The sequence below is a fragment of the Paenibacillus sp. Y568 genome, assembly GCF_059445545.1.
Map to the genome: position 1 here is coordinate 266,493 of NZ_JCAIUM010000004.1, position 11,578 is coordinate 278,070.

11 protein-coding genes are annotated in these 11,578 nt (G+C 42.3%); 6 read left to right on the forward strand and 5 right to left on the reverse strand.

From position 1 onward, the window contains the following. Nucleotides 1–8 precede the first annotated feature (8 nt). The 3 genes from AC1D7X_RS08130 (at nt 9) to AC1D7X_RS08140 (ending at nt 3,586) form a co-directional block, all read left to right on the forward strand. Complete coding sequence (locus AC1D7X_RS08130) at nt 9–1,487, forward strand: DEAD/DEAH box helicase (protein WP_495455190.1); 1,479 nt, start codon at nt 9–11, stop codon at nt 1,485–1,487. A 132-nt stretch (nt 1,488–1,619) separates the two neighbouring features. Further along, nucleotides 1,620–2,366 (forward strand): ABC transporter ATP-binding protein, encoded by a 747-nt coding sequence (locus tag AC1D7X_RS08135; protein WP_495455191.1) that lies wholly within the window; start codon nt 1,620–1,622, stop codon nt 2,364–2,366. Nucleotides 2,367–2,368: 2 nt separating this feature from the next. After that, entirely contained in the window at nt 2,369–3,586 is a 1,218-nt protein-coding gene (locus tag AC1D7X_RS08140) for an ABC transporter permease (protein ID WP_495455192.1), read from the forward strand. Between the two features lie 75 nt (nt 3,587–3,661). On the opposite strand, the gene AC1D7X_RS08145 is transcribed toward AC1D7X_RS08140, so the two are convergent. From AC1D7X_RS08145 to AC1D7X_RS08155, 3 genes are all read right to left on the reverse strand, one after another. Then, nucleotides 3,662–3,790 (reverse strand): hypothetical protein, encoded by a 129-nt coding sequence (locus AC1D7X_RS08145; protein WP_495455193.1) that lies wholly within the window; start codon nt 3,788–3,790, stop codon nt 3,662–3,664. 121 nt (nt 3,791–3,911) lie between these two features. Beyond that, nucleotides 3,912–5,216 (reverse strand): aminotransferase class I/II-fold pyridoxal phosphate-dependent enzyme, encoded by a 1,305-nt coding sequence (locus AC1D7X_RS08150; protein WP_495455306.1) that lies wholly within the window; start codon nt 5,214–5,216, stop codon nt 3,912–3,914. Between the two features lie 101 nt (nt 5,217–5,317). Continuing rightward, nucleotides 5,318–5,932, reverse strand: coding sequence for a pyridoxamine 5'-phosphate oxidase family protein (locus tag AC1D7X_RS08155; protein WP_495455194.1), 615 nt, complete (start codon nt 5,930–5,932; stop codon nt 5,318–5,320). 148 nt (nt 5,933–6,080) lie between these two features. On the opposite strand from AC1D7X_RS08155, the gene pdxR reads away from it, so the two are divergent. The 3 genes from pdxR (at nt 6,081) to AC1D7X_RS08170 (ending at nt 9,439) form a co-directional block, all read left to right on the forward strand. Continuing rightward, nucleotides 6,081–7,589 carry a MocR-like pyridoxine biosynthesis transcription factor PdxR gene (gene pdxR, locus AC1D7X_RS08160; protein ID WP_495455195.1) on the forward strand — a complete coding sequence of 503 codons (1,509 nt, stop codon included), beginning with the start codon at nt 6,081–6,083 and terminating at the stop codon, nt 7,587–7,589. Between the two features lie 70 nt (nt 7,590–7,659). After that, entirely contained in the window at nt 7,660–8,445 is a 786-nt protein-coding gene (locus AC1D7X_RS08165; RefSeq protein WP_495455196.1) for a helix-turn-helix domain-containing protein, read from the forward strand. A gap of 136 nt (nt 8,446–8,581) precedes the next feature. Beyond that, on the forward strand, nt 8,582–9,439 hold the full coding sequence (locus AC1D7X_RS08170) for an SDR family oxidoreductase (RefSeq protein WP_495455197.1): 858 nt from the start codon (nt 8,582–8,584) through the stop codon (nt 9,437–9,439). On the opposite strand, the gene asd is transcribed toward AC1D7X_RS08170, so the two are convergent. Both asd and AC1D7X_RS08180 read right to left on the reverse strand, forming a co-directional pair. Beyond that, a complete protein-coding gene (gene asd, locus AC1D7X_RS08175; protein ID WP_495455198.1) occupies nt 9,436–10,242 on the reverse strand; it encodes an archaetidylserine decarboxylase in 807 nt (268 codons plus the stop codon). The genes AC1D7X_RS08170 and asd overlap by 4 nt on opposite strands. 170 nt (nt 10,243–10,412) lie before the next feature. Beyond that, nucleotides 10,413–11,525 (reverse strand): YheC/YheD family endospore coat-associated protein, encoded by a 1,113-nt coding sequence (locus tag AC1D7X_RS08180; protein ID WP_495455199.1) that lies wholly within the window; start codon nt 11,523–11,525, stop codon nt 10,413–10,415. Nucleotides 11,526–11,578: the final 53 nt, after the last annotated feature.

The following is an 11,578-nucleotide window of genomic DNA, read 5'->3' on the forward strand; positions in this document are numbered from 1 at the left end:
GGACTTACATGAATTTAACTTCTTTTGAACAACTAGGTATTCCAACGGATTTAGTAAATAAGCTTTCTGAGTTTGAAATAAACGAACCTTCAGCTGTTCAGTCTGAGGTGATTCCAGCAATGATAGAAGGTAAGGATGTCCTCGCACATTCACAGACCGGTACGGGTAAGACACTTGCTTTCTTGCTTCCAATCTTGCATGGCATTAACCCTGATGTTAAATCTATACAAAAGATGATTCTAGCTCCAACGCAAGAACTTGCCATGCAAATTGTACGTGAAGGTGAACGTTACGGACAACATAGAGGAATTCGTGTGTTAGGCCTCATTGGTGGAGCAGCTATGAAACGTCAAGTTGAGAAACTAAAAAATCATCCTCAATTAGTTGTAGGTACTCCCGGTAGAATAAAAGAATTAATTGAAATGCGTAAGATCAAGATGCATACCGTTACTACTATTGTTGTAGATGAGGTTGATCAAGTATTCGACCTTGGTTCTGGAGGAGATGTAGAACGTATTATTCGAAGTGCGGCGCGTGATCGCCAACTGGTGTTTCTCTCTGCTACCGTTAGCAAAGCGACAGCAGCACTTGTGAAGAAAGAGATGAAAGAGCCAGTAGAGGTAGGAATTGAGCCTGAACAAATGACGGCAAAAGGACTAGAACATCTCTATTTCATTGCACAAGAACGAGATAAGCCGGATACGCTCCGTCGTCTTATTCGTCATTACAACCCACAAAAAGTGATTGTATTCGTGAATGCAACAAAGGATATTGCAGAAGTAGAAGCGAAGATGAATCATTTAGGGCTTAGCACTCAAGCACTTTATGGAGATGCAGACAAGATGGCACGTAGTGGGGTGCTTGAACGTTTCCGTAATGGCAAATTCAAGGTTCTAGTAGCTAGTGATCTAGCTGCACGTGGACTGGATATTGAAGGTTTAACAATGGTCGTAAACTTCGATCCACCGATCGATTCTGAGCATTATGTGCATCGTGCTGGACGGACGGGAAGAATGGGTCGTAGTGGGATGGTACTGTCCATTGTTACAGATCGACAAGAGTTTATTATTAAGAAATTTACGAAAGAATTGAAGACTCCTATTGGGCTTCGGTCGATGTTTGGAGGAAAGGTTATTGAACCTGGGCAAGAGGTACCGATGTCAAGAGCATCTATCTCTTCTAGAGAAGAGGCAACTTCCTACCGCAAAGGTGACGATCGTCCGAAACGTGGTGAACCGGACAAGCTAACTCATAACAAAGAAGTTGCAACGCAAAGGAATCGCCCATTGGACCGACCTATTAGTACCGAACGTACACAGGTATCGCAACCAAAGGTAGAGCTTGAAGTTCCAGTACAACCTATTCCGGCTACTGAGGTTCCTCGTAAATCAACAAAACATACTGGGGCTAGTAAAAGTGAGCGGGAGCGGATTCGTAAAAATAAGGGTGCACCGAAGTGGTTGAAGAATAAGCCACCACGCTCTTAAAATAAGTAACGGGTCATCTGGAAGTTAGGTTGTTCTCTGTAGAATAGTGAATCGTATTCTCTACAGATATTAGAACAACCGCTTCTAGCTTCTTGTTACATGATGATAATTTATCATAACGAGGTGAGGATAATGAGCGATATACCTGTATTAGAAATTCAAGGACTTACTGGAGGTTACAGTCTCAACCGTCCAGTGCTTCATGATGTTAACTTTCAAGTCGGTACTGGGGAAATGGTCGGTCTAATCGGACTGAATGGTGCGGGTAAAAGTACAACGATGAAGCATATTTTGGGATTAATGACACCTCAGAAGGGTGAGATTCGTGTCAAAGGGAAGAAGAGAGAGGAAGACTCTGAAGTGTACCACAGTGCGCTGGCCTTCGTACCGGAATCTCCGTTACTTTATGAGGAGATGACGGTTAGAGAGCACCTAGAATTTACGGCAAGAGCCTATGGTGTAACCAAAGAGGACTTTGAGGAACGTTCAGGTAAACTATCTGCATTATTCCGGATGGAAGATAAGATGGATAGTCTATCCATACACTTATCTAAAGGGATGAAGCAAAAAGTTATGATTATGTGTGCTTTTGTAGCTCGTCCATCCCTTTATATTATTGATGAACCCTTTCTAGGTTTAGACCCTCTTGGTATTCGTTCACTATTAGATTTCATGATGGAACTAAAAGCCGGAGGATCCTCTATTCTATTAAGTTCTCATATTTTATCAACGATTGAGAACTATTGCGATCGTTTTATCGTGATGCATCAGGGAAGTATCATTGCTCATGGTACGCTTGAACAAATTGCTGAACAAGCTGGCAAACCGGGCGCTCCACTGGAGGAACTTTTCTACACACTCGTACAGGGTAGGGTCTGAATATGGATCTGAAGAATCTTCGGATACAACGACGCCGTCAATTTTGGGGAGAGATTATTCCTTATTTAGGGTATGTCATGCAAAGTGGCGTGGCTGTGTTATTTCTATTCGCATTTATTGCCTTCTCTGCGTGGTATACATCGCTAGTACAGAACATTCCTGAGGGGCTTCCTATTCGCTGGATTATGTTGGTTATCCTTCTCCCATTGACTGTACATAGTAGTTTTCGAACGTATCTAAAGTCACCCGATATTGTATTCTTGATACCTCAGGAATCTAAGATGAAGAATTATTTATCAGGTAGCTGGGTTAGTGGGGTTATGTATAAGTTAGTTGGACTTGCTTTGGTATTCTTGACCGCTTGGCCGTTATACGTGCGCAGTGACGAATCACCTAAGTCATTTTGGATATTTCTCATCTTTCTTTGTATATTGAAGCTAGTTGCTAGTTATGGGGGTTGGAAAGAGCAATCGATGGTGTCAATCCGAGCCTCGAAGTGGTTTCGCTTGCTCCGATGGGCAGTGATGGCTTTAGCATTAGCAGCATGGTTATGGGAGCCGATAGGAAAAAGCCTGATTTATGTGTTACTTATAGTAGTAACTTATGTCATTGCAGTGTCCTATCCTGTGAAGCATTTAGTTGCTTGGGAGCGATTAATTGCGAAAGAAGAATCGCAGATTGGTCGGGTAATGTTGGTATTAGGCTGGTTCGTTAGTGTTCCAGAGCATCAACAACGTGTGTATCCTAGAAGATTACTTGCAAAGGCTGGTAACCGGGTATTATGGAAACCAAGTGCAGCTTACCGGTATCTTATTACCAAAAGTTTTGTACGCAGTGATATATTAGGCATTGTGGTACGTGCAGGGGTATTAGGAATACTACTAGTGTGGTGGACAAGAGGAAGCATACTTGGAAGTGGTATTTATTTGTTCTTTCTGTTCTTAGTAGGTGTGCAACTATCATCGCTACAAGGGTATCATCGAGATTCCTTCTGGCTGAACGTCTATCCGATTCCTGCAAATAGTCGACAGCATAATGTCACAACATTTGTATTCCAGGTACATATGTTAGTAGCTGTGATTCTCTGGCTACCATTATGGGGGGACGGATGGCAACATATAGGTCTAACGATCAGTACGCTTATAGCAGGACTTGTGATGTCATTTATTATTAGAACGATACTTTCGCGTAAAGCGAATAAAAACAATGATGATGACTAGATCATCATTCAAAAAGAGGTCGAGGGATAATGCCCTCGACCTCTTGTCATTCATATAGGAAATCTTAATCAATCATTATACCCACAAAGCGCGTGTGATGATAACCAACAAGATGAAAAGGACTAAGATCGCACCTGTGTTAGTAAACATTCCACCACCGACGCCGCAACCACAACCGCCTCTAACTTCATTTACTCCACTCATGTTTATTCCCCTTTCATAAATCATGATGTAATCTGTGATACACCGTATTCTATGAATGAGAAGAAAGGGGTGATTGGGCCTTACACCATGACAATAAAAATGGGTAATACCCTAGGTGAAATTAGTTAGAGAGGGATTGTAAATCCTGAATGCCTTGATAAACCAAATGATATAAATCCTCAAGATGTTCCTCTTCAATACATGAAAAGGCAATTCTTAAGTCGGTTTCACCCAAAGCGATGGTTCCCACACCATATTCAAGAAGCAAGTGGTTACGTAGCGCTTCAGCCGTTACTGTCTTCAATTTCAAACACATGAAATAACCAGAGTTAAAAGGGTAGTATTCCCATACATCATCGTATTTAGTGTTGTTCAACAACGCTTTCACACGATTCGCACGGCCCTTCATAATTTGGAATTTCTCTTCTTTTTGCGCGGCGAATTCAGGTGCTTTGAGTGCTTCAAGTATAAATGTTTGTGAAGGATGTGGCCCGCTAGAAATGGTCGCACGAATGATACCAAGTGTTTTTTGTTCCAAAGCAGCTAGGACATCCTTATTCTCTGAAGCATAGGTAATGAATCCAACTCGGAAGCCCCACACGAATTCCTCTTTGGTAGCTCCATCGACTTTAACTGCAAGCACACGTGGGTGAATTCCTGCAAGCTTACCAAATAAGGATTCCTTAAGTGAATCTTCGAAGAATAGAGCGAAATAGGCATCATCCGTCACGACAACAACATTAATACCAGCTTCTGCTGCTTCTTTAATAACAGCTACAATCTCTTCGCCTTCCTGTAGTCCAGGTGTGTATCCTGTTGGATTGTTAGGGAAGTTGAGCAGGACAATGGCTTTACCTTTATCTTGTTGAGCTAGTAATGCTTCCCGTAACCCAGCACTATTGAAAGTCATCTCTTCTGTGAAAAGCGGATAGTTAATACACTCACCATGGCGACGTATACCAAACGTAAGCTCGTAATTCTCCCAATTCTTATCAGGATATATTACAGCATCGCCCTCATCGACGAATAAATCTGCAACAATACTGAGGCCATGTGTTAGTGCATTGGTTACAACGGGGTTACCAAAGGACTTCTCTTGTAACGAAGGGTTCTCTTGTAACATCTTGCTGCGCCATACCGTTCGAAGCTCTGGCTTTCCTGCAGGAGGAGCATAACTGTATAGATCCTTGGGTTGGAATGCTGACAACTTGTCTTGAATCACGCTTAAATGCATTGGAACTCCATTCTCGGTAGCAATTCCAATCGTGGCATTATATTTCTTGGCATGGGCTGCTGCTTCAGCCGATTGACTAAGAATTCCCTCCTTAGGGAAATAAATCTCTCTTCCAAGATTTGATAACATGTCATATACGTGTGAATTTCCAGCTTTCATGCTCTCATTCAATTGTCCAGCAAGTGGGTTCATGCGTTCCATCCTTCCAAGTCTGTTTAATGGTTGTAAATTTCCAGCTTTAATGGATCATATTATACCACTTTGCATGAGAACAGTCACTGACAAATACTTTATTACTGCAAATGGGGACAGTATTTTTTCATTTGCTCAATGGTCTCTTGATCACGAGTACAACCTCTGGATTCAAGACCACTTATAACATGATCTGCGGCGTCTTTAGATAGATTCTGACCGAACTTAAATTTGGCAGATAGATGCTGAGTTTGTATTCTCATGACTGCGACGCCACGTAGCCGTGAGGTATATCGAGGGTCAGTAGGATCAATGGGATCATACCCTCCCTCTGGTTGTAGTTTTTTCATAAACAAAGTAAATATCCTCTCTTTGTCCGTGAGGTCATTAACGACTTCAGCGGTACCGCTTACCGTTACGCTTTTGAAGTAAGAGGTGGCAGGACAAGCTAATGCAGGGTCGCTGAAGTAGGAAGGAATCAGCGCATATTCATCGGCGACTGTAAAACTAACCTGATCATTGGAACGCATATGATTCATTTTTTCTCCAACACGACTTCCATGGAAATAGAAGAAACCTTGATCATATACGAAATTAAGTGGAGTCACGCGGGGGTGACCCTTCTCATCAACTGTCCCCAGAAAGCCGAAGGTCATTTTCGATAAAAATTGGTTCAGTTCTACTTCTTCTTGTACACTAAATTCCTGTCTTCTCATAGTCAATGGTCTCCTAATCTATAAATGGTAGGGTCTAATCTTCAACCTCATAGGTTCATCGTATGATATTGATTGACAAGTAAAAAGATCCAATTTAGATTATAATTTATAGTCCACTTGATACATTTTCAATAGAGGAGCTGAATGAATGGAACTGGCTTTGCCACTGGACTCTTATTTAGAGGAATATCGGTATAAGTATTTAGCGATATATTATGCATTACGTGACGCTATCCTAGCGGGGAGACTTGCTGCAGGTTCCAAGCTTCCTTCTACTCGATATTTAGCGAATCTTTATGATATCTCGCGTGGTTCAGTCGCCCAAAGCTACGATATGTTACTTGCAGAAGGGTACGTTCAAATGGTAGTGGGTAAGGGGACTTTTGTGACTCATGCGGGTCCCTCTCCTGTATCGGAAGAGCAAACAACTAGCGCAGAGATCACTCTTTCTTCTTGGGGATTACGATTAATGAGTCAACAGCAAACTTCCTATGATAATCAGAAGCGTCAGGGGATGGTCAGTTTTGTTCCTGAATCGCCTCCTATGGCGTTTTTTCCTTATGATGAGTGGCGTAGCGCTCTAGCTTATGCAGGTGGAAAAGGGGGAGGAGATTTAGAGCTTCCTGCCCGTCCCGAAGGAGATCTTCAATTACGTGAGGTGATTGCAGGCTATCTTCGAACCACCCGTGGAATTACAGTGAATGCTACAAATATCGTTTTATTTAGCGGATCTATGCAGGGAATTGCGATTCTTTCCCAGCTTGTAGTAAATGAAGGTGATCGAGTTGTGGTAGAAGATCCGGGTTACAGTGGTATTCACAAAGCAGTTCACGCCTGTGGTGGTACCATTGTACAAGGCGTTGTAGATGAGGAAGGGTTAATACCAGAGGCTTGGGATGCTCGAGTGCTCTTTGTGACGCCTAGCCGTCATTTTCCTACGGGAGCAGTACTCTCTTTGGAACGACGTAGGCGACTGTTGGAGTGGGTACAGAAACAAGAGGGCATGATTATAGAAGATGACTATGATAGTGAGTTCAGATTCGGGGGTAGGCCCATTGAACCGCTAAAAGCGTTAGATCATGATGGTAGAGTGATATATTTAGGTTCTTTCTCAAAGACGATGTTTGCCGGATTACGGTTAGGTTACGCATTAATCCCGAATGCCCTTGTGGAGCCTGTAGTGCGAGCCAAAGCATTCTATGATCCTATCTCACCGGGGTTATTAGAACAGAGGGCACTTGCACATTTCATGGCACATGGACACTATAAGCGACATTTAAGAAGGATGACTCGGATATATAGCGCACGACACAATCAATTATGTACACTGATGTCTGAACGGATTGGTGATATTTTCCACTGTATTCCTGGGGATGCAGGACTGCATGTGTATGCATTATGGCAGGGATCATCAGAAGAATATGACGTTTTCAAAGTAGAAGCAAGACGAAGAGGTGTGGAATTTAAGGATGCTACATCCTATAGAATCTCACCGGGTCCTCTAGCAGCTTGTTTTGGATTTGCACATCTTGATGAAGATCAGATGGTAGAGGGTGTAAATCGACTTGCACAAGCATGGCAGGATGTGCAACAATTATTTGCAATGACAGATTGTGAAGTTCAAGCCCGACAGGGGTTGATCGTTGAACAAAAATAAGAACAAATATAAGCAATTACAAAGCGTGTAGTCGATAGTCGATTACTTTAACAAAGGGGGGATATACGACATGCTACATGCTTCGCCGTCCTCTTTTGAGATCAAACCTTCTTTAGCCAAAATTGTATGTGAACCTAGTTGGAAATGGCAGAAACGAGAGAAAGCATTACCCAATTATGATCTATTCTATGTTTGGAGTGGTGAGGGTACGCTCAAAAGGAATGATGAGACTTATGAGATTGGTAAAGGAAGCTGTTTTCTCTTTCGACCGGGAGATCATACAAGTGCTGTTCACAATCCACAGAAACCACTGGTTCTGAGTTATATTCACTTTGATGTGTTGGAACCCGTGACAGAGATTCCACTTCCCTATCGAATCATACGAGAAACCGTTGACTTTGAATATATGCTGGCTAGATACGTACGTCTATTTCTGGTAAATACCTACGCTGCTAAGGAAGAGGGACAACTCATTCTCAAGCAACTCATGATTCATTTGTTACGTGAGGATCGGGACCAACCTGTTCTAAAAGTCATTAGTAATCAATTGACAGAGGCCATACATGAAATAGCTAACTACATACGCCAACATCCAGGAATTCCGCATCGTGTGGAAGATCTGGCAGCGCGTGCGGGGTTGTCACCACGCTATTTCTCAATTAAATTTAAAGATTTAATAGGTTCGCCGGTTCAGTCCTACATTATCAAAACACGGATTGAACGTGCACAACATTTGTTGTTATATGCAGGCATGAATGTGACAGAGGTGGCAGATACTTTAGGATATCGGGATATCTTTTTTTTCAGTAGGCAATTCAAGCAATATACCGGTCAGAATCCATCCGAGATTCGTTAGAGCGAATGGTTTGGAATGGTGTATATGAACGCGAATAAAGGCAACTTTGGACATGTAATGGATCTGAAGTTGTTTTTTTGTTAATTCTTTTGTTGGCATATGATGAAGTTAAATATAGGAAGGAGAGGGTATCAGCATGAGACAGAATAACGAGGGTAAAGTAGCTCTTGTTACAGGGTGTTCTAGTGGATTCGGTTTACTTGTGAGTGTTGAATTAGCGCGTATCGGGTTTACCGTTGTGTCAGGTATGCGTAACCCGGAGGATCAAACGCCGTTAAGGAACGCTTCCAAGATAGCGGGTGTGGAAACACGGATTCACGTGGTACAGATGGATGTTCGGAATGAAGAACAGGTTCACCATGTAGTGGAGCAAATGACAGTACAATACGGCCGTATAGATGTTCTAGTTAATAATGCGGGAATAGCTATGGGTGGCATGATTGAGGAAATTTCATTATCTAAGTGGAAGGAACAGATGGAGATTAATTTCATAGGTATGGTCTGTGTGACTCAAGCGGTTCTACCTTTAATGAGAGAGGGGGAAAGGGGGAGGATTATTCAGATGAGTAGTATTAGTGGTCAAGTGGGGTTTCCAGGGTTCGGTCCTTATGCATCTTCGAAATTCGCAGTAGAAGGATTCAGTGAATGCCTCGCTATGGAAGTGAAACCATTCAATATAGATGTGGTTCTAATAGAACCTGGAGCTTATGGGACTCCCATCTGGGGAAAGAGCTTCTCTCAGATGAGTATGGCATCCCATTCTCCGTATAAAGGTTTACTAGATTCTATTCTGCAATATTCACAACGAAGTGCGACTGAGAGCGGGGATCCCTCGGATGTAGCGAAATTAATCGCAAAGGTAGCCACTGTTCATTCACCAGCATTTCGTTATGCTCTCCCTCGGGGGACATCCATAACGATGTTAATGAAACAATGGTTACCCGATCGTTGGTTTCACCGCATCATTCTTAATCTATTACATCGCAAATCTTAGTTGTTCACACGAGGCGTTGGAGCATGAAGATCACCTAAACGTTGTCCCATACGCACAGCATCTCCGGGTTTGAGATCTTCTCGAGGTGTAAAGGTTTCGTTCTCCATCAGAAGAACGACCGTCGATCCAAATTCGAAATAGGCGAGATCATCACCTTTGTTCCATTTCGTCACAGAGACATCCGTATATTGAATGCTACTCACGTTCATGGCCCCGACTTTTACGACGGCTACTTCTCCAAATGAATGTGATATATAGGTGATGAGTCTTTCATTACGGCATAATACAGAAGGCATATGTGTCATTCCAAAATCATTTACGGGATAGACGCGCCCACGAATATGTTCACTTTCTGTCTGCACACCCGTCACCGGCGAGTGAATACGATGATAGTCAGTAGGACTTAAGTAAAGTACAAATACATAGCCATTCTTATAGAGCTCTAGATGAGGAGAATGATGTAGAATATCCTGTATGGAATAATCTTGACCTTTTACATTCAGAATTGTACCTGCAGAGATCTTACCCATTGCTGTAATTAAGGCGTCTACTGGACTCGTTAAGGAATGGTCATTGGAATCAATAGGTCTCATTCCTGGTTTTAGTCGTCGTGTAAAGAACGCGTTAAGTGTACGGTATTCACGTATGTCTTTCTCCGCTTCAGACACGGGAATTTGATAGTTTTTAATAAATGTTGGGATGACGTAGCGGCTTACACTACTATGAGAAAAGCGGCCCATGATTTGGGATATCGATTTTCTTGAGGAGAGCTCTGTCATCAGCCGTAGTATTCTTTTTGCCATGGTTTTTCTCCCTTCAGACATTACGTAAGCGCTCTGCAATATATTGACATAGATTAGATTTTAAATCAATTCATTCTTGTCTTTTTACATAATTTAAGTAACGACTTGATGACATGAAAAAAGGAGAAGCCCCAGTCAATTTAATGACATTTGGGACGATCTCCTTTTTTCTAATATAAATGATACATGGAAAGACTTTTATTGTAGATATCAATTTCTAACAAGTGACGAGCATAAGCCATTGGTTGATAGTATGTCTTCTTCCATATGGACTCCATATCTGCTTTAAGGAACCCATAACGTTGATCTCTACCATTACATTCAATGAAATAGGGGATACCATTAGCGGTGATTCCAATATCCATACCCAAATCTCCAAGTCGTGGTAATTGTGCACTTAATGTAGTTGCAATTTGCAAAGCGATCTGTTCAATACGTTGGATGACGAATAAGGGGGATTGTGATGGGATGCTATCTGCAATGACTGATTCTACGGGGAGTGCAGTTCCACCCTGTGCAATGTTGGAAACAAATGTGCTTGAGGGTACGATCTTCGCATATAAACCTGTCATCTCCCAAAGCCCACTTAACCCTCGTTGAACCGTTACTCGAAGGTCGTATGGACTACCTTGATACTCGGCAAGGGGGATACGCTCTTGTACGAGGAAAGGATGCCTTGTTATGCGACGTAGCACAATGTTAGGAAGTTGATCTTTGCTGAGTTTGACCGTATTCCATCCTCCAATAGAACGTGAGTACGTAAGCATCCATTGAGAATGAGAACGCCGTAGTCTCATGATTCCTTGACCAATGCTACCACTACACGGCTTCAGGATCAGATCTTTGTGTCGCTTCATCATATGACGAATGACAGCGGGTGTAGCATTTCTTGTTACGGGAAGGTGTTCACTTAATGCAGGGTCGGATGCTAGTCGACGATGGATATCATCTTTGCCATAACGATTACATACATTAAAGATCATGATTTCAGCTTGTAACAATTTCCTTATCTTTGCATGTGAGCTTTCATTGAAATAAATGGCCCGATTATGAATGACCTTCGGAATGGGGATATTCACGGGTACATAATCGTACTTATTCTTGATATAGGCAATACACCGTCCGGTCTCTACATCGATATCTTCTAGCCGTAAAAAACAAGGGATCAATCCAACTAACAGGGCTCCTTCCTCATAATTGGATAGTGATTCCTGACCGGTTTTACGGCGAGGTATGCCTCGGTGCATGCTTGCATTTAGCAGTATACCAACATATGGTTGCATGACCGTTCCTCCTTGTTTGATATTCGGTTCAGGTCATTATGTGTTCTCATCAG

Bases quoted from the DNA above. Each gene is read 5' to 3' on its own strand.
- AC1D7X_RS08130 (WP_495455190.1), top strand. From the start codon at position 9: ATGAATTTAACTTCTTTTGAACAACTAGGTATTCCAACGGATTTAGTA.
- AC1D7X_RS08135 (WP_495455191.1), top strand. From the start codon at position 1,620: ATGAGCGATATACCTGTATTAGAAATTCAAGGACTTACTGGAGGTTAC.
- AC1D7X_RS08140 (WP_495455192.1), top strand. From the start codon at position 2,369: ATGGATCTGAAGAATCTTCGGATACAACGACGCCGTCAATTTTGGGGA.
- AC1D7X_RS08145 (WP_495455193.1), bottom strand. From the start codon at position 3,790: ATGAGTGGAGTAAATGAAGTTAGAGGCGGTTGTGGTTGCGGCGTCGGT.
- AC1D7X_RS08150 (WP_495455306.1), bottom strand. From the start codon at position 5,216: ATGAACCCACTTGCTGGACAATTGAATGAGAGCATGAAAGCTGGAAAT.
- AC1D7X_RS08155 (WP_495455194.1), bottom strand. From the start codon at position 5,932: ATGAGAAGACAGGAATTTAGTGTACAAGAAGAAGTAGAACTGAACCAA.
- pdxR (WP_495455195.1), top strand. From the start codon at position 6,081: ATGGAACTGGCTTTGCCACTGGACTCTTATTTAGAGGAATATCGGTAT.
- AC1D7X_RS08165 (WP_495455196.1), top strand. From the start codon at position 7,660: ATGCTACATGCTTCGCCGTCCTCTTTTGAGATCAAACCTTCTTTAGCC.
- AC1D7X_RS08170 (WP_495455197.1), top strand. From the start codon at position 8,582: ATGAGACAGAATAACGAGGGTAAAGTAGCTCTTGTTACAGGGTGTTCT.
- asd (WP_495455198.1), bottom strand. From the start codon at position 10,242: ATGGCAAAAAGAATACTACGGCTGATGACAGAGCTCTCCTCAAGAAAA.
- AC1D7X_RS08180 (WP_495455199.1), bottom strand. From the start codon at position 11,525: ATGCAACCATATGTTGGTATACTGCTAAATGCAAGCATGCACCGAGGC.